22 protein-coding genes and 1 pseudogene are annotated in these 23,302 nt (G+C 62.2%); 11 read left to right on the forward strand and 12 right to left on the reverse strand.

What is annotated here, in order from left to right; all coding sequences use genetic code 11:
* Positions 1-199 precede the first annotated feature (199 nt).
* The 4 genes from K675_RS0115640 to K675_RS0115660 all read right to left on the reverse strand — a co-directional run bounded on the left by K675_RS0115640 (position 200) and on the right by K675_RS0115660 (position 3,901).
* On the reverse strand, positions 200-1,069 hold the full coding sequence (locus K675_RS0115640) for an isocitrate lyase/PEP mutase family protein (RefSeq protein ID WP_017904440.1): 870 nt from the start codon (positions 1,067-1,069) through the stop codon (positions 200-202).
* 516 nt (positions 1,070-1,585) lie between these two features.
* Positions 1,586-2,056 (reverse strand): hypothetical protein, encoded by a 471-nt coding sequence (locus K675_RS30840; RefSeq protein WP_157383945.1) that lies wholly within the window; start codon positions 2,054-2,056, stop codon positions 1,586-1,588.
* Between the two features lie 197 nt (positions 2,057-2,253).
* The gene (locus K675_RS0115655; RefSeq protein ID WP_017904443.1) at positions 2,254-2,856 is read right to left on the reverse strand and encodes a hypothetical protein; all 603 of its coding nucleotides are present in this window, start codon (positions 2,854-2,856) and stop codon (positions 2,254-2,256) included.
* 1 nt (position 2,857) lies between these two features.
* Complete coding sequence (locus tag K675_RS0115660) at positions 2,858-3,901, reverse strand: N-acetylmuramidase family protein (protein WP_026145230.1); 1,044 nt, start codon at positions 3,899-3,901, stop codon at positions 2,858-2,860.
* 368 nt (positions 3,902-4,269) lie between these two features.
* On the opposite strand from K675_RS0115660, the gene K675_RS0115665 reads away from it, so the two are divergent.
* Both K675_RS0115665 and K675_RS0115670 read left to right on the forward strand, forming a co-directional pair.
* The gene (locus K675_RS0115665; RefSeq protein ID WP_017904445.1) at positions 4,270-5,088 is read left to right on the forward strand and encodes an alpha/beta fold hydrolase; all 819 of its coding nucleotides are present in this window, start codon (positions 4,270-4,272) and stop codon (positions 5,086-5,088) included.
* 302 nt (positions 5,089-5,390) lie between these two features.
* The gene (locus K675_RS0115670) at positions 5,391-7,259 is read left to right on the forward strand and encodes an ATP-binding protein (protein ID WP_017904446.1); all 1,869 of its coding nucleotides are present in this window, start codon (positions 5,391-5,393) and stop codon (positions 7,257-7,259) included.
* A gap of 45 nt (positions 7,260-7,304) precedes the next feature.
* Here K675_RS0115670 and K675_RS0115675 read toward each other — a convergent pair whose 3' ends face one another.
* A complete protein-coding gene (locus K675_RS0115675) occupies positions 7,305-8,216 on the reverse strand; it encodes an AraC family transcriptional regulator (protein WP_017904447.1) in 912 nt (303 codons plus the stop codon).
* A gap of 105 nt (positions 8,217-8,321) precedes the next feature.
* Between K675_RS0115675 and K675_RS0115680 the strand changes: the two genes are divergently transcribed.
* The 8 genes from K675_RS0115680 (at position 8,322) to K675_RS0115715 (ending at position 17,036) form a co-directional block, all read left to right on the forward strand.
* Entirely contained in the window at positions 8,322-8,879 is a 558-nt protein-coding gene (locus K675_RS0115680) for a carboxymuconolactone decarboxylase family protein (protein WP_017904448.1), read from the forward strand.
* Between the two features lie 49 nt (positions 8,880-8,928).
* On the forward strand, positions 8,929-9,999 hold the full coding sequence (locus K675_RS0115685) for an acyl-CoA dehydrogenase family protein (protein ID WP_017904449.1): 1,071 nt from the start codon (positions 8,929-8,931) through the stop codon (positions 9,997-9,999).
* Positions 9,996-10,838: an ABC transporter ATP-binding protein gene (locus K675_RS0115690; protein ID WP_017904450.1), complete on the forward strand. Its 843-nt coding sequence runs from the start codon at positions 9,996-9,998 to the stop codon at positions 10,836-10,838. The genes K675_RS0115685 and K675_RS0115690 overlap by 4 nt, the downstream gene beginning before the upstream one ends.
* The gene (locus K675_RS0115695) at positions 10,804-12,003 is read left to right on the forward strand and encodes an ABC transporter substrate-binding protein (protein WP_017904451.1); all 1,200 of its coding nucleotides are present in this window, start codon (positions 10,804-10,806) and stop codon (positions 12,001-12,003) included. Before K675_RS0115690 ends, K675_RS0115695 begins: the two co-directional genes overlap by 35 nt.
* On the forward strand, positions 12,003-12,758 hold the full coding sequence (locus tag K675_RS0115700; protein WP_017904452.1) for an ABC transporter permease: 756 nt from the start codon (positions 12,003-12,005) through the stop codon (positions 12,756-12,758). The genes K675_RS0115695 and K675_RS0115700 overlap by 1 nt, the downstream gene beginning before the upstream one ends.
* 80 nt (positions 12,759-12,838) lie before the next feature.
* Positions 12,839-13,666 (forward strand): class I SAM-dependent methyltransferase, encoded by an 828-nt coding sequence (locus K675_RS0115705; RefSeq protein ID WP_017904453.1) that lies wholly within the window; start codon positions 12,839-12,841, stop codon positions 13,664-13,666.
* Between the two features lie 284 nt (positions 13,667-13,950).
* Positions 13,951-15,699 (forward strand): ABC transporter permease, encoded by a 1,749-nt coding sequence (locus K675_RS0115710; protein WP_017904454.1) that lies wholly within the window; start codon positions 13,951-13,953, stop codon positions 15,697-15,699.
* Between the two features lie 14 nt (positions 15,700-15,713).
* Complete coding sequence (locus K675_RS0115715; RefSeq protein ID WP_017904455.1) at positions 15,714-17,036, forward strand: AAA-associated domain-containing protein; 1,323 nt, start codon at positions 15,714-15,716, stop codon at positions 17,034-17,036.
* Positions 17,037-17,225: 189 nt separating this feature from the next.
* Here K675_RS0115715 and K675_RS0115720 read toward each other — a convergent pair whose 3' ends face one another.
* The 5 genes from K675_RS0115720 to K675_RS0115740 form a co-directional block, all read right to left on the reverse strand.
* A complete protein-coding gene (locus K675_RS0115720; RefSeq protein ID WP_017904456.1) occupies positions 17,226-17,804 on the reverse strand; it encodes a DUF4337 domain-containing protein in 579 nt (192 codons plus the stop codon).
* Between the two features lie 53 nt (positions 17,805-17,857).
* Positions 17,858-18,076 carry a hypothetical protein gene (locus K675_RS0115725; protein WP_017904457.1) on the reverse strand — a complete coding sequence of 73 codons (219 nt, stop codon included), beginning with the start codon at positions 18,074-18,076 and terminating at the stop codon, positions 17,858-17,860.
* Between the two features lie 69 nt (positions 18,077-18,145).
* On the reverse strand, positions 18,146-18,706 hold the full coding sequence (locus K675_RS0115730; protein WP_017904458.1) for a GNAT family N-acetyltransferase: 561 nt from the start codon (positions 18,704-18,706) through the stop codon (positions 18,146-18,148).
* A 2-nt stretch (positions 18,707-18,708) separates the two neighbouring features.
* Positions 18,709-19,329 carry a LysE family translocator gene (locus tag K675_RS0115735; RefSeq protein ID WP_017904459.1) on the reverse strand — a complete coding sequence of 207 codons (621 nt, stop codon included), beginning with the start codon at positions 19,327-19,329 and terminating at the stop codon, positions 18,709-18,711.
* Positions 19,330-19,477: 148 nt separating this feature from the next.
* Positions 19,478-20,425, reverse strand: coding sequence for an AraC family transcriptional regulator (locus K675_RS0115740; RefSeq protein WP_017904460.1), 948 nt, complete (start codon positions 20,423-20,425; stop codon positions 19,478-19,480).
* 163 nt (positions 20,426-20,588) lie between these two features.
* Here K675_RS0115740 and K675_RS0115745 point away from each other — a divergent pair, with 163 nt between their 5' ends.
* On the forward strand, positions 20,589-21,176 hold the full coding sequence (locus K675_RS0115745; protein ID WP_017904461.1) for a LysE family translocator: 588 nt from the start codon (positions 20,589-20,591) through the stop codon (positions 21,174-21,176).
* A gap of 6 nt (positions 21,177-21,182) precedes the next feature.
* Here the strand turns inward: K675_RS0115745 and K675_RS0115750 are convergent, their stop codons facing one another.
* The gene (locus tag K675_RS0115750) at positions 21,183-22,019 is read right to left on the reverse strand and encodes a helix-turn-helix transcriptional regulator (RefSeq protein ID WP_026145231.1); all 837 of its coding nucleotides are present in this window, start codon (positions 22,017-22,019) and stop codon (positions 21,183-21,185) included.
* A gap of 37 nt (positions 22,020-22,056) precedes the next feature.
* Positions 22,057-23,302: pseudogene (locus K675_RS0115755) on the reverse strand (hypothetical protein); the annotation flags it as partial.

Genomic DNA, 23,302 nt, shown 5'->3' on the forward strand with positions numbered 1-23,302 from the left:
TGGCCAGAGCCATGACGAGTTACACCACGTCCTGGGACACGATCCTTAACGTTATTCGTTAAGGCTGAGTATGCTGCCTTACCACCAGCATTCAACCATTGCCCATAATCCGATGCTGGTTATCTGAAGATGCAAAAAGCCCAGCGATTGCCGGGCTTTGAGGTCGCCTTCAATAGGTACCAGTGGGTTCAGTCCCGCGTCACTCTTGCACGTCCATGAACTCTTTCGCCCAGGCCACGTAGCTCTCGGGGAAGGTATAGGTGTGGGTCAGCTCGGTGGCGCTGAGGTTCGAGGTGCTGTGGGTGACCTGGCGCTGGGCCCGCAGGCTGTCGTAGGTTGCCTTGATCGAGGCGAAGTAGGCTCCGTGGCCGGCGACGATGACCCGTACGCCGAGGTCCGCCAAGCGCTGGCTGTCATTGAGTTTCGGGTTGCCGTAGGTCACCAGCATCAGCGGTACGCTGAGGTTTTCGGCGATTTGCTCGAGGTGTTCGAAGTCACTGATACCGACCATGCAGATACCGTCGGCGCCGGCCTTTTCATAGGCCCTGGTGCGTTCGATGATGGCCTGGGTGGGCAGTACCCCGGCGTTGGTCCGGGCGATGATCGTCAGCTCCGGGTCGACCCGGGCCTCAAGGGCGGCCTTGACCTTGCCGATGCCTTCCTCGATGGAGATCAGGTCGGTGGACTTGCGGCCGAACTGCGCGGGCAGCAGGGTGTCTTCGATCGTCAGTGCAGCGACGCCGGCGCGTTCGAGTTCCTCGACGGTACGCATGACGTTGAGGGCGTTGCCGTAGCCATGGTCGGCGTCAGCGATGAAGGGCAACTGGGCGACACGGCCGATCCGTGTGGCCTGCTCGACGAACTCGCTCAGGGTGATCAGGGCGAAGTCGGGGGCCGCCAGCACCTGCAGCGATGCGACCGAGCCACCGAGGATACCGACCTCGAAACCCAGATCGGCCGCAATCCGCGCGGACATCGGGTCGAAGACCGACGCGGTTTCCACGCAGGTCGGCTTGGCAAGCAATTCACGAAAATTACGACGAAGAGCGGTGTGGGAGATTTTCGGCATGATCTTTCCTGGTTCTGGCCATCGTCAAATACGATCTATGCCTATTCATTCAGTGCGGCGAGACTACCACGCGCAAACATAGGCGGTTATGACGTTTGGGAATAGGCTATGCGCCATGCACATAGCTGGGCCCATGGCGCTGAGGATTCTCGCCGACTCTACCGGGAAATCGCGCCGACTTTCCTTGCAATCGCTTCCATGACCGCTTCCTGGGTCTTTGCGATGATCAGTCCCGGCGTCTGTTCATCGTGATGCCCCCCACTTGATGTCCGTGCCGAATGGGACGCCATAAAACCTGTCGTCATAGTTGACGATATTGTATTGAAGCGCCGATTCAACCTTCACGAGGACCGCGGGAGGGGCCTGCTTCATTGTATAGGTGGTCAGCCAGGCAATATACAGGCAGGCGATAATCGTAGCCGCTCCGGTCCAGGCCAAGGGTTTGCGCAAGCCTGTGGTCCAAGCGGGGGAGGAGATCGTGACGATCTTGCGTTGCCGCCATTTATTGAAGGGGGGTCAATGGCGAAACAGGCAAACCAGGCAAACCAGGAGCGAAGTCCCGATGATGATCGCCTGGGTTGAGTAGGTTCCCTCGGGTAGGCCGATTTTCTCCAGCAACAGGCCGATAATAAATCCGTGAACGATGTAGAGCGGATAGCTGAATTCGCCCAGCCAGCGGTCGACACGGTTGTCTTTCCAGAACAGGAAAACAAAAGGCAGGCAAAGGGCAAAGGTGCAATAGAACAGCCAGAGCGCCAGCGTATCGTAGCCTGTGGCTCTGCTGACGACTGGGTAGCCGCCGGAGAACAGTCTGTAAAGAGTGCCGAAATCCTTTTGCCACCGGAGTGATTTCTTCAATTCGAAGAGGGCGAGAGGTGCGTTTTTAGTCGAAAAATGTGCCAACGGAAACCATGCGTGAAAAGCGGCATGCGAGGTCTTGGAACACGGCTCAGGCGCAGGCGTGCAACCAATGCCTTGCGTAGGCATTTGACCGATGCAGAGTAAACCAGTGAGGGCTGGGAGGGTAGGCCAGCCGTGCTCGAATCTGGCGAAGAATGGCCAGAGTGTGGCGGGGAGGTGGGGCTTTTCGTGCGAGGCCACCTGTATCTTCACGGTCGCAGGGGCGGCAGTCACGACGCTTTACGGGCAATTCGGACCACCGTTCCCACTGAAAAAACGGGGGATCAGTGCTGGGGTACGCTCAGGCGCGAGTACTGATCCTGGCTGATCCAGCCGGTGAAGGAGCGATCCTCGGCATTGATGAATTCGACCTGGGCCGCCCCGTTCTTGTAAGCCAGTACGCCGACGACATCGCCCTTGACGATGTAGGGGCCCTTGGTGGCCTTGGCGTCCGGGGTCTTCTGCAGCAGGGCCTTGTCGGCCGAGACCGTGACCAGGCCGATCCAGTTCTTGCTCGCGGTCCGGGTAAGGTCCAGGCCGGTGGCGATTTCCGGCATCAGCACGTTCATGCAGCCGGGGTGTTGCTGGCCCTGTTCCACGGTCAGGGTCACGCCATCGGCCGAGGGCTTCACGCTGCCGGGATAGACGTCGTCGAGCCAGGTCGACACGGCAGCGGGCTTGCCCTGCAGGTAGAAGGCACAACTGAAGGTGTTGCCTTCGCCGCGCTCTTCGGCATAGAAACCCTCGACCTGATGGTCCGGCGTGACCGCCAGCATCAACTGCTCGTACTTGCCCGAATGCAGTTCAGCGGCGAAGGCCGACGTACCGGCACACAGCGAAATCGCCCCGGCGACCAGCCAGCGGGAAACGGAAAATTTACACGTCATGTCATTTTTTTCCTTCAAATTTTTCGTAGGCCTTTTTAATGCGCGAGTCATAGTCGCCATAATCCTTGCCGTTATAGTTGAACGCCATGCCGACGTAATCCTTGTTCTTCATCGCCTTCATCAAGGCCGGGTTCTTCAGGCAGAAACCGACGAAGGCCTTCAGTTGCGTACCGGCATTGAGTTTCATGTCGGTGACGAACTCAAAGACATTCTTGTAGCCACAAGCGGCATAGTTGAAACCCATGACCTGAAACATGCCCCAGGACGCCGACATCAATGCGGCCTCCTGGTCCAGGCCGAAAGCGGTGGCCATGGTTTCCCAGGCCTTGGCCTGATCCTTGTTGTTGACCTGCCACTGGGGACCGGCTTTCTTCACATAGGGATAGGACAGCAGCGGGTGCGTCTTGTCGTACTTGCTCTTGGTGTATTTGCGGAAGGTGTGCCCTTCGAAGGCGATCACCGGCAGTTTGGCCGGGCCGAAACCGGAGCGGCCACCGGACTCGACGGTGGCGAAGGCCTTGATGATGTTCACTGGAATGCCGTTGCCCAGTTGCGTGGCGGCATTCTGGAAGTCGGTGTCGCTCAGGGTCATGTTGCCATCGCATGTGGCCTGCAGCACCATCTGGCGGTTGCGCCGCTCGGCTTCGATCATCGCCCGCATGCGGTCCAGGTAGTGATTGACCGTGGCCTGGACGTCGCCACCACTGTTGGCGAATGCATTGAAGAAGGTCGGCAGGCGCAGGCCGAAGTTCGGCTTGACCGGCACCTTGATCGCTTCTTCGATCAGGCTGTTGAAGGTTCGGCCGGTCGGATCGACGACGCCGTCAGGGTGGGCATACTTGAGGTGGCGGAACTGATACTGGCTGATGCACTGCACCAACTGGGCGTCGCACTTGCCATTTTCCTGCAAGGGGAAACCCATCTTCGGGATGATCAGGTTAAACAGGTACTGGATGCATTGAACATCGGCGGGCAAGTTTCGAGCCTTGCCGGGAGCACCTACTGACGCACTGATGAGGCTAGGCAAACCCTGAAGATTTTTCATCGTCGACATCCTTGTTATGTTGTAGAGAAAGACAGAAATTGACATCACTTTAGTATCATTTCTGTGTCTCTATCATACGTTGAAACAATTGGCTGGCGGAAACTAGCAAGCAGTTTTTGGGTTGTCCAGAGGCTGTTTGGAAAGTTGTGAAATGGCCATCACCCGCTCACCTGAAGCCGTACAGTCACCGCCAGCGATCTGCGGGTTGTGGCCTCGTTGCCGGTTGCCATGATCGAGACAGCACATGCCTGCAATTCCGGGGGCAGGGTTACGGGGATAGTAGGTGGGCGCACAGCCGGGCGGCCGTTCGCTGGTGAGCCGACGGCTTGCCACCTTGCCGATTCGACCAACGACCCACAGGAGTTTGTATGAGCACATTCGTGACACGCGATGGCACCGAGATCTATTACAAGGATTGGGGCACTGGCAAGCCGGTGTTATTCAGCCATGGCTGGCCGCTGGATGCGGACATGTGGGAATACCAGATGGAGTACCTGAGCAGCCGCGGCTATCGCACCATCGCCTTCGACCGGCGTGGTTTTGGTCGCTCCAGCCAGCCCTGGAGCGGCTATGACTACGACACCTTCGCCGATGATCTGGCTCAGTTGATCGAGCACCTCGATCTTCAGGAGGTCACGCTGGTGGGTTTCTCCATGGGAGGCGGTGATGTCAGTCGCTATATTGCCCGTCACGGCAGCAAGCGCGTCGCCGGGCTGGTGCTGCTGGGCGCGGTGACGCCGTTGTTCATCCAGACCGATGATCATCCGCAAGGTGTTCCCCTGGCTGTCTTCGACGGCATCAAGGCCGGCCTGCTCAAGGATCGCGCGCAGTTCATCGCCGATTTCGCCGCGCCGTTCTACGGTACCAACCATGGTCAGGTGGTTTCCCAGGGCGTGTTGACCCAGACCCTGAATATCGCGTTGCTGGCGTCGCTCAAGGGCACGCTGGATTGCGTGACGGCGTTTTCCGAGACCGATTTCCGCGCGGACATGGCCCGGATCGACGTGCCGACGCTGGTGATCCATGGGGATGACGACCAGATCGTGCCTTTCGAAGCTACCGGCAAGTTGGCCGCCGAGTTGATCCCGGGCGCGCGCCTGAAGGTCTATGCCGGCGCACCGCACGGTTTTGCGGTGACTCACGCGGCTCAGTTGAACGAGGACCTGCTCGCTTTCCTGGCTGGCTGATCCATCGCTGACCGGAAGGTCATCCCTGGTCATCTCTCCTGCGTTGTGCGGGAGAGATATCAAAATCACACCCTGTATTTCGAGCATGCATCAGGATGGAAAATGTACGACAGTCATAACCTGATTATGCGTCTGATCATCCACAAGTCGTCATTGGGGCAATGGTTTTTGTGAGTATTTGTGAGCAGGATTTCCGATCCTAATAAGAATATTGTAGGATATTGAATGGCTCCGTTCTGGAGTTTTGTTGTTGGACGATGCATGGAGCTTTTCGTTTTTAACGGCAATGGAGGCCGTGATTCATGTTCAAGGCCAGGCATAATCTATGGCTTTTATTGTTTGTCTATGTCGTTGGTGTCAGTGGTTATATTTATTATCTTCACTCTCAAGCACGCGACATCCTGACACAGGGCATCAATGACAAGCTTCTGCATGCGGCGTTGGGCGCCTCCGCCATCCTCGGTGATCAGTATCACGATCACTTGCTGGATAAGAACTCAAAATCGATGGAGGAGGATCTGGACGCCATCCAGCGTCTCTCCCGATTCAATGAGTCCATGGGCACGGCGTTTGTCTACACCGTGATAAAGCAGGCGGGAGGCGCTTACCTGGTCAGTTCCAGCGCCTCAGCCGAAGAGGTCCAGAACCAGAATTTCGTACGCTTTTTCGATCCCTATCCGGATGCCAGCCAGGCACTGCTGGATAGCTTTGAACGCAGCGAGCCCAGCTGGATCGATTATTCCGACCGTTGGGGTGATTTCCGCGCGGTGTTCATTCCTTTGAAGTCTCGCGATGGCACGGTTTATGTTGCTGGCGCGGAGATAAGACTAGCCGATTACTATCAGCAACTGGGGCGGGAGTCCCTTTATCATATTGTATTGGCCATCCTGATTTTCTTGGCCTTTAGTCTCTTGTTTACTGTCGATTCGCTGCGCATGCGTGCTCATCTGCAGCAGTTGCAGATAAATGAGAAGTTGGGGCAGGCCAAAAAAGCCGCCGAGCATGCTGATCGATCCAAAACCAAGTTCCTGGCATCCATGAGTCATGAAATTCGCACGCCCATGTATGGTGTCATCGGCGCCACCGACTTGTTGGCTGGAACATCGCTGGACACTGAACAACGCGAGCTGTTGAACACGATCCATACGAGTGGCGCGGCGTTGCTGGCCCTGATCAACGATATCCTCGACCTGGCGAAGATCGAGTCGGGCAAGCCCGATTTCAAACCGCGGGTATTCGAGTTGCGGACGTTGTTGAATTCAAGTGCGGATCTGCTCCGACAGAACCTGCAGGACAAGCCGGTCGAGCTTGAAGTCAAGGTGTCGGGCAACGTGCCCCGCTGGGTCAAGACTGATGCCGATCGTCTTCGGCAGATTCTGTTCAACCTGCTGGGAAATGCGATCAAGTTCACCGAAGCAGGAAGGATATCGCTGAGTGTCGAATTCACTGGCAATGCGCTCGAGCCTCGTCTCGATTTTTCCATACGCGATACCGGTATCGGTATTTCCGCCGAACAGCAGCTCAGCCTGTTCGATCCGTTCACCCAGTTTGAAGGCGCTGTAGACCCTCGTTTCAGTGGGAGCGGCCTGGGTCTGTCCATTTGCAAGAGTCTGATCGAAGCCCAGGGGGGCGAGTTGTCCGTCAGCAGCCGGTTCGGTGTCGGTTCGGTTTTCTCTTTCTCACTGCCCCTCGAACCTTTTCTTGCCGGTGAGATACCCGTTGCCCTGGATAAGCCGTCCTTGATTTTCGACGCGTCCTTTGCTCGTGACTATCCGCTTGAGATCGTGCTGGTGGAAAATCATCCACTGAACCAGAAAGTGGCGATGGCTATGCTACAAACACTGGGATATACGCCAGACCTGGTATCCAATGGACTGGAGGCGTTGGAACGCTGTGCGGTTGCTACGCCTGATGTCATTCTCATGGACATCAACATGCCTGGCATGGATGGGCTGGAGGCCATTCGCCGTATCCGCCAAATTTCATCAGGTCAGGGCAGCTATATCGTGGCCTTCACGGCCAGCGCGTTTTCAAGTGAGATCGAGCGGTTTCGGCGGGCAGGGGCCAACGACATCCTTACCAAACCTGCGAACTTTCTCGGATTTGCCGAAGTGCTCCAGCGTGCTACAGACCACCTGCAGCTTCACCGCAGCCCGTTGATGGCTGAATGAGTGCCGGTTTCCGAGCTTGGCGCCTGGGGGAACGCAGGTGCCTGCTCAGTGCCCTTCATGCTGCTTGCGATACGCCCCCGGTTGCACCCCCACCGCCCTGGTGAACGCCCGGGTAAACGCGGCGATCGACTGGTAGCCCACTGCCGCGCAGACCTGCTCCACGGTGTGGTTAGCCTTGAGCAACTGGCAGGCATGGCGGATACGCAGTGCCAGCAGCACCTGGCCCGGCGACTGCCCGGCCAGTTCGTTGAAACGCTTGAAGAACGCCGAGCGCGACAGGCCGGTGCAGGCCGCCATGCTCTCCAGCGACCAGTTCTGCGCCGGTCGTTCGATCAGTTGCTCCAGCAGCGGAGCAAAGCCCGGGTGCCGGGCCAGCGATACCAGGCCGCCCAGGTCCTGATTGTCGCTCACCTGTTGGCGCAGCACGTAGAGGAACAGCAGGTGGCTCAGGCGTTCCAGCAGTGACGAGGAGGGCGCCGGCTGGCGCTGGCATTCCTCCAGGATCAGGCCGAACAGGGCCCGTGCCGCGTTCGATGAGGGATCGCCGGCGCGCAGCGCGATCCAGTCCGGCAAGCCGTCGATGATCAGCGACGACAGCCTCGAGCGGAAGTGGAAGAAGCCGCAGACCAGGCCAACGCCATCCTGGGCTTCGCCGTCGAGTGCGGTCATGGTCATGCGCGGCAGCGCCTGGGCTTGCCTGCCGTCCTCGGCGCTGGACAAGCGGTAGTCCAGGTCCCGCAGCAGGAACAGCGCATCCCCGGCGTTCAGACGCACGCCGTCTTGCGCTCCATCAATATGCAGCCAGCAGTGACCCTGCACTATCAGGTGGAAACTGGCCCGGGCCAGACCGTGGGTACTGGCATGCCAGCCGCCGCAGTAACGACCGACGTGAAACAGGCTGGTGTCGAGTTCGAGGCTTTCTAATAACCAATCAACCAGTGGGCTGGACGAAATCATCTAATGGAAACACTCAGGAGCAAGTAATCGCTACTTTTGAATATGGATCGGAATTCTTATAACCAACAGACTTGTGGGACACCCCATACAGCAGGAGTCCACTCCATGTCGCGCGTCACTCTACATACTCTGCAAAGCGCCCCTGAAGCGGCCAGGCCCTTTCTGGAAAACGCCCAGAAGAATTCCGGGTTCATTCCAAACCTGCTGGGCGTGCTCGCCAACGCTCCGGCGGCACTGGAAACCTACGTTACGGTATCGGGGCTCAACGGCAAAGCCGAACTGAGCCTGGCCGAGCGCGAAGTGGTGCAATTGATCGCCGCCACCACCCACGGCTGTGACTTCTGCGTGGCCGGGCACACCTCGGTGGCGCTGAACAAGGCCAAGCTGCCGGATGAGGTGGTCGAGGCCCTGCGTGGGCGGGGTGAATTGCCCGAGGCAAAACTCGAAGTACTGGCTACCTTTACCCGGGAGGTCATCGCCACCCGCGGCAATGTCAGCGAGCAGACCTTCAGTGCCTTCAAGGCGGCCGGATACACAGAAGGTAACGCCCTGGAAGTGATTCTCGGCGTCAGCCTTGCGACACTCTGCAACTTCGCCAACGTGTTCGCCCGTACGCCGCTCAACCCGGAACTGGCCAAGTACCGCTGGGAAGCGGATCAATGATTCAACGGTGCCGGCTGTGGTTCGGCACCGCGCTCAAGGAGACATTCACATGCTTGATCCGGCATTGAGCCAATGGCTGGACGAACACGCCCAGGCCCTGGACCTGGGGCAGTGCGATCCGCAGGTGGTGCTGTCGCAACTGGCGACCGCCGATGTCCTGCGGGTAGGCGTCGACGACGCGGCGGGCGGCAGCGGTGGCAACGTCACCGACGCCGTCGAAGCGCTGGCCCATGTCGCCAGCCATTCCCTGGCGGCCGCCTTCGTGTTCTGGGGCCAGCGTGCCTTTATCGAATACCTGCTGCACAGCCCGAATACCGGCTTGCGCGAGCGCCTGTTGCCGAACCTGCTCAGCGGCGAACTGGCCGGTGCGACCGGGTTGTCGAACGCCATGAAGTTCCTCTCTGGCATCGAGTCGCTGCAGGTGCGGGCCCGCGCCCAGGCCGATGGTTGGCAGCTCGATGGTCGACTGCACTGGGTGACCAACCTGCGCAGGAGCGGTTTCGTCGTGGCCGCTGCGATAGAGCGCGAGGAGGGTGGAGTGCCCTTCGTCCTGGCGATCCCGGATGACGTGGCCGGTCTGCAGCGTTCCGAGGATCTGCAATTGATGGGGCTGCAAGCGAGCAATACCGCCGCCATCGATTTTCGCCAGGTCAGCGTCAACAGTGACTGGCTGCTGCACGAAGACGCCAAGCGTTTCCTGCCAGCGGTGCGGCCGGCATTTCTCGGCCTGCAATGTGGCATGGCGATCGGCTTGAGCCGCCGGGCGCTGAGTGAGGTCGAACACCATCTGCAGGATAAGCGTTCGATTCTGCGCGAGCCGCTGCTGGAGCAACGGCATGGGCTGGAGCAGGCGGTGGAGGCGTTGAAGAGCGGGCTGCTCGACGGTCGTTTCCTGGCGCGTCCGGCCGAACTCTTCAAGATTCGCATCACCCTCGCCGAAGTCGCCGCCCAGGCGGTACAACTGGAGTTGCAGGCCAGCGGCGGCAAGGCCTACCTGAGCGAGTTCGGCAGCGGTTTTGCCCGGCGCTGGCGCGAGTCGGCGTTCGTGCCGATCGTCACGCCGAGCCTGGTGCAACTGCGTACCGAACTGCAGCGTCAGGCGCGGGAAGCCGCAGCATGAGCACGCCACTGCTGGAAGCCCGGCGAATCAGCCTCGGCTATCCGCGGGAGCAGGGCTGGCAGGCGGTGCTGGAAGACTTCGACCTGCAATTGAAACCAGGCGAGGTGGTGTCGATCCTTGGCCCGAGCGGGGTCGGCAAGTCCAGCCTGCTGCGGGTCCTGGCAGGCCTGCAGGCGCCCCATGGCGGCCAGGTGAGTCTGTACGGAGAGCTCCTTGAGGGGCCGCATCCGCGGGTGGCGGTGGCCTTCCAGGACCCGAGCCTGCTGCCCTGGCTGAGCCTGGAGAAGAACGTCGCCTTCGGCCTGGACTTCGCCCGGCAACCGCAACTGAGTGCGCAGCAGCGCCAGGCCCGGATCGACGCTGCGATCGGCGAAGTCGGCTTGCAGCATGCCCGCGAGCATTACCCGGCGCAGCTTTCCGGCGGCATGGCCCAGCGTACGGCGCTGGCCCGTTGCCTGGCCCGTCAGCCCCAGGTGCTGTTGCTGGATGAACCCTTCGGCGCGCTCGACGAGATCACCCGTGCCGACATGCAGCAGTTGCTGTTGCGGGTGATTGCCGAACATCACACCGCGGCGCTGCTCATCACCCATGACATCGATGAAGCCCTGCTGCTGTCCGATCGTATCCTGCTACTGGGTAACAGCCCGGCGCGCACGCTCGGTGAATGGCGTATCGACCTGCCGCAGCCGCGTGCCGAGCTGGTCGACGAACTGGGTGCCCTGCGCATCGAGATTCTCAAAACCCTTCGGCGGGCAAGCCGCAACCCTCTCAATTCAACGCAGCCCGAACCGTCGGAGATGGATCATGTGCCTGGACGACTTCACCCACACTCGTCGTGACTTCCTCAAACTCAGCGCCCTGCTGACCGCAGGGGGTGCCTTGCCGCTGCTCAACAGCCGCCAGGCCCGGGCGGCTTCCGAGCCGGATGCGCCCGTACGTATCGGCTACCTGCCGATCACCGATGCCACGCCGCTGCTGGTGGCGCACAACAACGGCCTGTTCGAGGCCGAGGGCATCAAGGCCGAGCGTCCGGTGCTGCTGCGCAGTTGGGCGCAGGTGATCGAGGCGTTTATTTCCGGCCAGGTCAACGTGATCCACCTGCTGTCGCCGATGACTGTCTGGGCCCGCTATGGCAGCAAGGTGCCGGCCAAGGTGGTGGCCTGGAACCATGTCGGCGGCTCGGGCCTGACCGTGGCGCCCGGTATCACCGAGGTCAGGCAACTGGGCGGGCAGTCGGTGGCGATCCCGTTCTGGTACTCGATCCACAACGTGGTGGTGCAGCAACTGTTCCGCGACAACGGTCTGCAGCCGGTGAGCAAGCCGGCCAACAGCGCGCTGGCGGCCAACGAGGTCAACCTGGTGGTGCTGCCGCCGTCGGACATGCCGCCAGCGCTGGCCAGCCAGCGGATTGCCGGCTACATCGTCGCCGAGCCGTTCAATGCCCTGGCCGAGGAGCTCAAGGTCGGCCGGGTCCAGCGCTTTACCGGTGATATCTGGCGCAACCATGCCTGCTGCGTGGTGTTCATGCACGAGCAGGATCTGAACACGCGCCCCGAGTGGTCGCAGAAAGTGGTCAACGCCATCGTCAAGGCGCAGTTGTGGACGCGCGACAACCGCGCCGAGGCGGCCAGGCTGCTGTCCAAGGACGGTAGCAACCGCTATACGCCGCATACGCCGCAAGTGCTTGGTCGGGTGCTGACGCCGAACGCCGCCGAGCGCGACGCCTACCTCGCCAGCGGTGCGATCCGCCATGGCAATTGGGACGAGCAGCGTATCGACTTCCAGCCCTATCCGTTCCCCAGCTACACCGAGGAGCTGGTGCGGCGGTTGAAGGACACCCTGATCGAGGGCGACAAGGGCTTCCTCGCCAACCTCGACCCGGCCCAGACCGCCCGGGACCTGGTGGACGATCGCTTCGTGCGCAACAGCATTGCCGCCGTGGGCGGGCTCAAGGCGTTCGGCCTGCCGGACGACTTCGAGCGCAGCGAGGAGTTCAGCATCTGATGGGCAAGCCGTTGTGGAACTGGGTGCTGGGCATTGTCGGGCTGCTGAGCCTGCTGTTGGCCTGGTGGTTGGGGGTGCATCTGTTCGGCAGCGCCGATGGCTTGTCGGCACGCTTCTCGCCGCAGGCGACCCTGGCCAGCCTGCTCGAACTGCTCGCTCGCGCCGAACTCTACGAGCACGTGCTGGTCAGCCTGAAGCGAATCCTGGTGGGGTTGTTGCTGGCCTTGCTGATCGGCGTGCCCCTGGGCCTGCTGATCGGCAGCTATCGCCAACTGGAGGCGGCGACCACGCCGGCCTTCCAGTTCCTGCGGATGATCTCGCCGCTGTCCTGGATGCCGGTAGTGGTGATGCTGATGGGCGTGGGCGACCAGCCGATCTACTTTCTGCTGGCCTTCGCCGCGGTCTGGCCGATCATGCTCAACACCGCGGCCGGCGTGCGCCAGCTCGATCCGCGCTGGTTGCAGTTGAGCCGCAGCCTCAGCGCCACCCGCTGGGAAACCCTGCGCAAGGTCATCCTGCCGGGTGTGCTCGGCCATGTGCTGACCGGTGTACGGCTGTCCATCGGCATTCTCTGGATCGTGCTGGTGCCGTGCGAAATGCTCGGGGTCAGCGCGGGCCTGGGCTACTTCATCCTCGACACCCGTGACCGGTTGGCCTACTCGGAACTGATGGCGATGGTGCTGCTGATCGGCGTACTGGGCTTTGTCCTGGATGCCCTGGCGAGAGGGCTGCATCGACGCTGGGCACACGCCTGAAGCTTTACAACTTGCTCAAATTTTTCTGTCGGCGAGGGTGGTAGGGTGCCTGTCTGGAAAATGGCAGGGACCCTTTGCCCATGAATGACTCGCTGAACATCAACAAGGCCAACTGGAACGATCGCGCGCCGGTGCATGCGCGCTCCGCCGAGTATGGCCTGCATCGCTTTCTCGCCGATCCGCGGCATCTCTCCGATGTGGTGCGTTTCGACCTGCCACTGCTGGGCGATATCGCCGGGCTGCGTGGCGTTCACCTGCAGTGCCATATCGGTACCGACACATTGTCGCTGTCACGGCTCGGTGCCTCGATGACCGGCCTGGATTTCTCGCCGGCCGCGCTGGTCGAGGCCCGTGCCTTGGCCCAGGGCTGTGGCACCGAGCTGGAATTTGTCGAGGCCGATGTGCACGCCGCCGCCGAGGTGCTGCCGCGTGGAGCCTTCGATCTGGTCTATACCGGTATCGGCGCATTGTGCTGGCTGCCGCGCGTCCAGCCGTGGGCCCAGACGGTCGCGGCACTGTTGAAACCGGGTGGCCGGCTGTTCATCCGTGAGGGCCATCCGATGCTCTGGGCGCTCAACGAGGCGCACCAGGATGGCTTGCGGGTGGAATACCCGTATTTCGAGCATGAGCAGCCGTTGGTCTTCAGCAGCGACCAGACCTACGTGGCGAGCGACTCACCGCTGACGGCCACGGTCACCCATACCTGGAACCATGGCTTGGGCGAGATCATCACAGCCCTGTTGAACGAAGGGATGGTGATTACCGGCCTGGTGGAGCACCAGAGCGTTCCCTGGGAGGCACTGCCGGGGCAGATGATCCACTCGGCGCAGGACGATGAATGGCGGTTGGCGCAAGGGCCTGAGCGCCTGCCGTTGAGCTACACGTTGCAGGCGGTCAAGCGCGGCTGATCCGATTCGGGACATGGCGGTCGCCGTGTCCCGCCAGGCGCCAAGGCGTCCGGCCCGGGCAGACCGCAGAATTTATGTCGAATTTACATTTCCGTAACATTTAGAAATATATAATCGCGCCCACGCAGCGATCCCCACGGCCGTCCGGCGCGTGGTCTTCCTCCGATCTTTTCCCTGTTGCTTCTTCAAAATTTAGACGGCCTGGGTCTTGCGCGCCTGCGCGCGCAGAGCCGCGCTGATCCGTAGTCTCGCCTCCTTCCCGGAGCGCTGTTGGAATCGTCGCCATGAACAAGGTTTTTCGTCACTACATCCCGGCCAGTACCCGACGCCTGCTGCCCAACCGCTGGGATCTGATGGCCATGCCGCTGGTGGTCGGCTTCCTGCTGTTGCTGTCGATTGGCGCACGGGAAACCTGGGCGCCGATTTCCACGCTGCAGAGCCAGGTGATTTCCCTCGAGCCGGGCAACCTGCCGGAGTACGCGATCCGCACCACCCTGCGGATGCTCGCCGCCATGGTCGCGGCACTGGTTTTCACCTTTCTGTATGGCACCCTCGCAGCGAAAAGCCGGCGCGCGGAAAAACTGCTGGTGCCGGTGCTCGATATCCTGCAATCGGTACCGGTGCTGGGCTACATCTCCTTCACCGTGACCTTCTTCCTGCTGCTGTTTCCCGGTCGTGTGCTGGGCGCCGAGTGCGCGGCGATCTTTGCGATCTTCACCAGCCAGGCCTGGAACATGACGTTCAGCTTCTACCAGTCGCTGCGCATGCTGCCGCGTGACCTGGTGGAGGTGTCCAGCAGCCTGCAACTGTCGGCCTGGCAGAAGTTCTGGAAGCTCGACGTGCCCTTCGCCATCCCGGGGCTGGTGTGGAACATGATGATGAGCATGTCCGGCGGCTGGTTCTTCGTGGTCGCCTCGGAAGCCATCACCGTCGGCGACAGGACCATCACCCTGCCCGGTATCGGTTCGTATCTGGCGCTGGCGATCGACCAGCGCGACCTGTCGGCCGTCGGCTACGTGATCCTGACGATGATCCTGGTGATCCTGATCTACGACCAGTTCCTGTTCCGGCCCCTGGTGGCCTGGGCCGACAAGTTCCGCATGGAGGACACCTCGGCCCAGGGAGGTGCCCCGGAATCCTGGGTGCTGCGCCTGATCCAGCGGACCCGGGTGATCCAGCGCCTGATCCGCCCGGTGGTCCGAAGCGTTAGCCGTCTCGGCCATCTGCGCCTGAGCCTGAATCCGGCGCCGTCGCGCGGCGGCGCGGGGCAGGGCAGCCAGGCTGCCTCGCGGTTGGTCGACTGGGTATGGGGCGCCTGCATCGGTGCGCTGACGTTCTATGCGCTTTACCACATCGTGCGGTACGTCAGCACTGAAGTGACCTTCGGCGAAGTCGGTCATGTGTTTTGGCTGGGAGTGATCACCTTGTTGCGGGTAGCGTTGCTGATCGGCATCGCCTCGCTGATCTGGGTGCCGCTGGGCGTGATGATCGGCCTGCGCCCGCACCTGGCGGAGAAGATCCAGCCGCTGGCGCAGTTCCTCGCAGCCTTTCCGGCCAATCTGCTGTTTCCGGTGTTCGTCATCGTCATCCTGCAATTCCAGTTGAACCCGGACATCTGGCTCAGCCCGCTGATCGTGCTGGGCACCCAGTGGTACATCCTGTTCAACGTGATCGCCGGCGCCAGTGCCTTCCCCAACGACTTTCGCGAAGCCGCGGCGAACTTCCACATCCGTGGCTGGCAGTGGTGGCGCCAGGTCATGCTGCCAGGCATTTTCCCGTACTACGTGACCGGGGCGATCACGGCTTCCGGCGGTGCCTGGAACGCCAGCATCGTTTCCGAGTTCGTCTCCTGGGGCCAGGACAAGGTGGTCGCCCATGGCCTGGGCGCCTATATCGCGCAGATGACCGCGGCCGGCGACTTCCCGAAAATCACCCTGGGGGTGGTGGTGATGTCGTTGTTCGTCGTGCTGTTCAACCGGCTGGTCTGGCGCCCGATGTATGCCCTGGCCGAAAACAAACTTCGTATGAATTAACTCGAGTCGGTCCCATGAACAGCCATACCGAATACACCCGCTGCGCCCGTGAAATCTACTCGCTGACCAAGGTGACCAAGGGCTTTGGCAAGGGCAAGGATGAACGGCAGGTGCTCAGCGAGGTCGACCTGAACCTGCACGAGGGCGAGATCGTCGGCCTGCTGGGGCGCTCCGGCTCGGGCAAGTCGACGCTGCTGCGGATCATCGCCGGGCTGGTCCAGCCGACTTCCGGCGAAGTGCTCTATAACGGTGAACCGCTGGCCGGCCCGGCGAAGGGGGTGGCCATGGTGTTCCAGACCTTCGCCCTGTTCCCCTGGCTGACCGTGCTGGAGAACGTCGAGGCCGGCCTGCAGGCCTTGCAGGTCGAGGCGAAGGAGGCTCGCAGGCGTGCCCTGGCGGCGATCGACCTGATCGGCCTCGACGGCTTCGAGAACGCCTACCCGCGCGAGCTGTCCGGAGGCATGCGCCAACGGGTGGGTTTTGCCCGCGGCCTGGTGGTCAACCCGACCCTGTTGCTGATGGACGAGCCGTTCTCCGCTCTCGACGTGCTCACCGCGGAAAACCTGCGTACCGACCTGCTGGAACTGTGGAGCGGTGGGCAACTGCCGATCAAGTCGATCCTGATCGTCACCCACAACATCGAGGAAGCGGTGCTGATGTGCGACCGCATCATGGTTTTGTCGTCAAACCCCGGGCGGGTGGTGGCGCAGATCAAGGTGCCGTTCGCTCATCCGCGCAATCGTCTGGACCCGATCTTTCGCAAGATGGTCGATGACATCTACGCACTGATGACTGACCGGCGCAGTGCCGATGCCCACGGCGGCAAGTCCGAGCTGCAACTGGGGAGCCGCTTGCCGGAAGTGCCGACCAACCTGATGGCCGGCCTGGTCGAGGCGTTGGCCGCCGAGCCCTACCATGGCCGTGCCGGCCTGCCGAACGTGGCGGAGCGGTTGTTGCTGGAGGTCGACGACCTGTTCCCGGTAGCCGAGATGCTCGAGCACCTGGGTTTTGTCGAACTGCGCGGCGCCGATATTTCCCTGACCGAGGCAGGCAGGCTGTTCGCCGAGTACGGCACCCAGGAACGCAAGGTGATGTTCGCCGAGCATCTGCTGCGCCAGGTACCGCTGGCGGCGCGTATTCGCCAGGTCTTGCAGGAGCGTCGCGGACACTGGGCGCCGCGGGTGCGTTTCGAACAGGAGCTGGAAGATTCCCTCAGTGAAGACTTCGTCGAGCAGACCCTGGAAAGCGTGATCAGTTGGGGCCGTTACGCCGAGATCTTCTCCTACAACGACGCCACCGAAACCTTCAGCCTGGAAGACGTGGAAGGCGAGAGCTGAGATTGATCGTTCAGGGGCGTCGGTCGTTCCCTCGCTCTGCGTGGGAACGCAGCCCATGACGCTCCGCGCCACCAGAGCGGGCGCCGAGCGCCAGTAGAGGCATTCCCACGCGGAGCTTGGGAACGATCGGTTGCGGGGGGATTTTTGGGGCCCGGTGGGAGAGCGTCACCAGGCTGCCAGTGGCCTCCCTCAGATGTGCAGCCAGGCCATGGAACCGAGCACGACACTCGCACCCACCGCAGTGTAGGACAGGCGTTTCAGCCATTCCCGGCGGGTCAGCAGGGTGATCGCCGCCAGCGAAATGGCGATCTGGATGGCGGTCATCGCCTGGGCCCAGCGATGGTGCTGGTGCAGGAGCTCTTCCGACTTGGCATCCCATTCCCGGCTCTGGGCCTCCAGTCCCTCTGCCTTCTGGCGTACCGCTTCCTTTTCCTTTTTGTAGCGCTCGGCCTCGGCGCTGTAGTGCGCGGCATCCAGGCCCGGAATATGGCTGGCCATCTCCGACAGGTTCTGCCGACTCGACTTGGCCTGGTAGTAGTTCCACTGGTTGGCGGCCTCGGTCTTGATGATGGCCGCATTGTTCTTGTCCATCGCCGCTTCACTTTCCGTGGAGCCGGCCTGGTAGCTGAGCATGGCGCCGATGGTGGCCATGACGGCGGTCATCACCGCGATCCGGCTGGCGAAGCCGTCGCCTCGGGCATGCGCATGTTCGGTAGTGTGTTCGACGTGTTTTTCGTGAGGGCTGGGGACTTCGAAGGCTTCGCTCATGAACGCTGGTCTTGGGGTGAAAAGGAGGGTGGCCGCAGGTCGGTGTCAGCGGCTCAGTCGCGCAGCATGCTCTCGCCATACTCACTGAAGCTGCTGCCCAGGTTGCGGTTCATCGAGCCGCCGTCCTGGCTCAGGCGGGCGCTGCTGTTGTAGTGCTGCTGGCAACTGAGGGTCGAACAGGCGCTGGTGTAGTGGGTGCTCATGTCTGACGAGCAGGCGCCCAGCAGCAGGCTGCCCAGAGCCAGCGTGACTTTGGTGAAAGTGGATTTCATAAGCGATTCCCCTGGCGGACATATTTTGTAATGTTTGCTCGGAGCATTTTACGCCTTCGCCGCGGCGCGCTACATGAAACTTTCCGGACTCAGGTAGCGTTCCGCGCTCAGGCTGTAGAGCAGGCTATGGGGTTGGCCAGGGACGTCGTCGAGTTGGCCATCGACGATCATCCGCGCACGCTCCAGGGTACGGCGCGAGGGCAGGTTGTCCGGGCGTACCAGACCGATCACCTCGTTTCGCGCCAGTTGCCTGAACGCCAGGTCGAGGGCCGCCTCGACCATCTCGCTGGCGTAGCCCTTGCCCCAGGCCGCCACTGCGAAGCGGAAATACAGGTTCAAGCCATTGCGCGAACCGAACACGGCGTCCTGCAGTCCGCCGAACCCCAGGACTTGCTCCGGCTGATCCCGGTCGCAGACTGCCCAGTAGCCGAAGCCCTTGTTCTTCCAGTGTTCGACCCAGTTGAACAGGTTGCTGCTGGTGGTCTCCAGGGAGGAGGGGCCCTTGGGGTTGTAGCGGTTGGTCAGCGGGTCGCCATGGATGGCCTGGGCGACCTTGAGGTCGTCCGCCCGCACCGGGCGCAGCAGCAGGCGATGGGTGTGGATCACGGGAACCGGCGTGATGCTCGACATGTTCACGTCCTCCGTGCCATCAGCAGCACCGACGCCGCGCCCGACAGCAACACTGCACAGCCACGATTGAACAGGTGCTTGCCCTTGGGCTCGGCGAACCAGCGGCGCATGTGGACGCCCATGTAGGCGTAGGCGCTGATGGCGATCCACTCCAGGGCCAGGAACATTGCCCCCAGTATCGCGAACTGTTGGGCGACGCCCTGGGAGGGGTCGACGAACTGTGGCAGGAAGGCGGTGAATATGAGCACGGCTTTCGGATTTCCAGCCGCAACCCAAAACTCCTGGCGGGCGAGGGCGGGCAGGTTGGCTCGGCTTTGCATCGTCTCGGCCTCGGTCCGCGGATTGGCACGCCAGAGTTGGATGGCGAGGTAGATCAGATAGGCCGCGCCAAGCATCTTGATCGCGTGGAACAGCCACTCCGAGGTCTGCAGCACCACCGCCAGGCCCGCCGCCGCCAGGGCGATCATGCCGGCGAAGGCCAGCAGGCGCCCCAGGCCGGCCAGGCAGGAGGTCCGGAAGCCGTAACGGGTCGAATTGCTGACCGACAGCAGGTTGTTCGGGCCGGGGGCCATGTTCAGGGCGAAACACGCCGGGATGAAGAGAAGCAGGGTCGACAGGGTCATGGCTCGCTCCGGCAGGAAACAGGAAAGGCTCGACAGTAACTCCGAGCATCGCACCGACGCCATCGCATCGAGGCCTTTCCACGGCTGTACCGGAAACTTGATGCCCAGGTGTACTGTTTATCGATTACGGGTCCGGGTAATCGCTTGTCTACAGCGGTTTCACCGGAATGCACAGGTCACAGTCGAGGGTGCCGGCAACCGGATCGTAACGGGCGTTTTTCGGGTAGCGTTCGAAGGGCGGGCCGCTGGCGAACTGCATGCCGCTACGTGGCAGCCAGTCGCGACACAGCTCGGTCCAGGCATCCGGGAAATCGCGGACGTGACCACTGAAGCGGGCTACGGCATAGCGCCCGCCCGGCAGCGTGGTCACCGTGGCTGCACCGCTGTCGGTAAAGTGATCCGGTACCTGCACGCAGGCATCGTAACGGCATTTGTGTGGCGGGGTGATATGCGGATCGTCGTGGCCGATGCCGAAACGCACCTCGCCCACCAAGCCGTGATCCTCCATCCAGGGGGCGAAGGTTTCCCGCCAGAAAGTGCCGATACCGGGGCCGTAGGGCCCGGTATAGCGCATGTAGGCAATGCGGGTCGGGGGGATGTCTTCAAGCGTGACGTCCATCGTCATTTCCTCCAGGTTTTGGGAGCGACCATGGTCGTACAGGATCGACGCACATTCCTGATCAGGATTGCGAAATGACCGCCGGCGCCGTTCGCGGACCTCGTTCAGGCGCTGTTCCCAGCGGTCGGGTTCGAGGCGGCGCCAGGCACTGGGCGTGACCTGGAAGTGCTGCTTGAACGCCCGGCTGAAGGCCTCGCCGGAGCCGAAGCCGACCTGCAGGGCGATTTCCAGCACCGTGGCTTCGGGACGTTCGGCCAACAGCAGGGCGGCACAGCCGAGCCGCCGGCGGCGCAGGTAGTCGCCCAGGGTTTCGCCGACCCAGGCGCTGAACAGGCGGTGGAAATGGAAGGGCGAGAAGTACGCGATAGCGGCCAACTCGGCCAGCTCCAGCGGCTGGTCCAGGTGTTGGTCGATGTGTTCCAGCACCCGATTCATCCGGCGCGTGTATTCCAGCAGGCTCTGATAGGCGACGCTCATGGGCCTTTGACTCCCTCCGGTGGATAGGTCGGGCGAATGCCAGGGAAAACGCAACAGCAATAGTAAACGCCGGCTGTTGGTCCACCAGGGGAGTTTTCTTCAATACGTGATGCCGGCGGCTGGGTACGGTGCTGCTCATCTTCAATCGAGAGAGACGTATCCGATGAGCATCCTGCTTTCCATGGCCGCCTTTGCGCTGGCTTCCTCCATCACGCCGGGGCCGGTCAATATCGTCGCCCTGAGTTCCGGCGCTCAGTTCGGTCTGCGTGCCAGCTTGCGGCATGTCACCGGGGCGACCGTGGGCTTCACGCTGTTGCTGGTATTGATCGGCCTGGGGTTGCATGAATTGTTGCTGCGGGTGCCGATACTGACGCAGGGTATTCAGCTCGGTGGCGTGGCGTTTCTCCTGTACATGGCCTGGAAGCTGGCGCTGGATGACGGTTCGCTCGATGCCCGCCAGTCGGGCAGGCGCCCGACCCTGACCCTCGGCGCGGTCATGCAATGGCTCAACCCCAAGGCCTGGCTGGCCTGCGTCGCCGGCATGGGCGCGTTTGCCGCCAATGGCGATACGCGGGTGGTGCTGGAGTTCGCGCTGATCTACTTCGTGATCTGTTACGGCTCGATCGCCTGCTGGGCCTTCGCCGGCACCTTCCTGCGCCGCTATCTGGAAAATTCCCGGGGGATGCGCCTGTTCAACCGTTCGATGGCCCTGTTGCTGGCGCTCAGTGCGGCCTACCTGTTGCTGCCCTGAGCCCGCTCAGCCACGATACTGGCCCGGCGTTGCCGCCAGATGCTGCTTGAAAGCCCGTTGGAAGTGCGCCTGGTCGGCGAAGCCGGCCTCCAGTGCGACGTCGGCGATCAGCCGTCCGCGCCGCAACTGATTGCGCGCGTACTGGATACGTCGGTTGACCAGGAAGGCGTGGGGCGTCATGCCGTAATGCTGTTTGAAGGCGCGGGTCAGGTAGGACGCCGAGAGCTGCGCGGCCTGGCAGATGTCCTCCAGCTTCAGCGCCTCGGTGCAGTGCTTGTGGATGTAGGCCGCGGCCCGCTCCAGCTTCTGGTTGACCTCGCGGACCGGGATCGGCGCCGGGTTCAGCCGGTGTTGCAGCAAGGTGAAGAACTCGATGATCGCGCACTGCTTCTCCAGGTGGGCGAGGTCGTCGTCCACCAGTTGCCCGTAGAGCGCATTCAGGCCCTGATACAACTGCGGATCGCGGCTGTGGGTGGCCGAGAACGGGCGAAAGTCCAGGTCCGGGCTGAAGCCCAGTTCGTGTTGCAGCGCGGTCAGCCAAGGCGTCTCGACATAAAACATGCGATAGGCCCAGGGCTGGTCGTCGATGGGGTTGCAGGCGTGGACCTCGCCGGGGTTCATCAGCACCACGGTGCCGGCTTCGACCTGCCACCGCTGTTTTTCGTTGATGTAGGTGCTGCGGCCCCGGGTGATCGCGCCGATGGAGAAGTGCTCATGGGAATGCCGGGAGTAGCAGACCTGGCGGCCATCCTGGATCGAGCGGGCCTCGATGAACGGCAACGCGCTATCGCGCCAGAAATACGGGGCCTTGTCATCCGGCGGGGCGGTGTTGGGTTTGCGCATGATCGGTTCCATTCTCTCGGCCGTACGGGACATGCTCCTACAGCAGCGCTGGTCTTTCCAGTGCCTGCCACGCGCTGGCATTGTCGGCGTCGCTGCGGGTCAGCCAGAGTTCGCCGTGGCGCTCCAGCGCCTCGGCAGGCCATTGCAACACGCTCTTCAGGTCGATCTGTACACGGCTGCCGGGGTCCGAACCGTCGCGCAGGTCCCAGTCGTTTTCGAACTGGCGCAACTGCAGGTTATCACCGGTGAAGTCGATGAACTGCGGACGATTGCCCAGCCAGTTCGGGGCAATGCGCAGGGTATGGGCCTCGACATCGAGCAACAGGAGTTTCCAGGCGCGCCGGTGGTACTCGAAATCCGGATGCTCCAGGTAGAGTCGGGTCAGCGCCAGGTAACGCCCCTTGGGCGACCAGATCATCGACGGGGCAAGGTCGGACAGGGCGCAGCCGGAGGCGGTCAGCAGGTGGCCACCCAGGCGTGAGATCTGGCCGCGCAGCAGGTCGTCGCCATATTCGGTGGCCGTGCCGAACAGCCAGGCGGCGTCCAGGCCGGTCGGTGCCGGCTGGATGAAGTCGCCTTCGGCAGTGGCGATCTGCGGCTGGTTGACCACGCGCCAGGCCGGTTGCGCTTCCAGCCTGTCGTCGCCGAGTCTGAGCTGGCGCATTTCGTAGTACACCCGCGAGTCTTCGCGATGACGGCAGAACTTGCCGGCTTCGGACGCTGCCGGTACCGCTTCGGTAAAGCGCCGCAGGGGGGTGCCAGCGTCGTCCCGGGACAGGCGGCCGACGACCACGGCGACGCTGAGCAACGGGCCACGAAAATCCACCAGCCCGGCAACCGGCAAGGAGGGGCTGTCGATCAGACGCCGGGTGCCGGGGACGGCCACGACGACCCGATCCGGCAACGCTTGTGCTTCGGTGAAGGGAATCAGCGCCAGATACTGCCCGTCGTCGCTGACCCGGTGTTGCAGTTGCCAGAGACCGGGCAGTTCCCAGTCACCCAGGCGGCAGCGATAGCCGCTGACGCCGTCCCCGTTGTCGCGCACCCACAGGAAGCAGGCGCGGCTGCCGCCCGGCAGCGGGGCGGACTCGATCCGTACCGAGCCGGCCTGCCCATCGCCTTCCAGCGGCAGGGCCAGGAGCACACGGGCGCGGTTCCAGTCGGCATCCTGCTCACGGCCGAGCGGGTCGTGGCCGACAAGGATTTCCGAATCGCTGTGAATATTGTGCAACTGGTAGCCGAAGCGGCCGTTGTCGAGCCGGTTCAGCGGCAGGGAGCTGTCC

Origin of the sequence: Pseudomonas fuscovaginae SE-1 (genome assembly GCF_000364705.1) — a bacterium.
GTDB lineage: Bacteria > Pseudomonadota > Gammaproteobacteria > Pseudomonadales > Pseudomonadaceae > Aquipseudomonas > Aquipseudomonas fuscovaginae_A.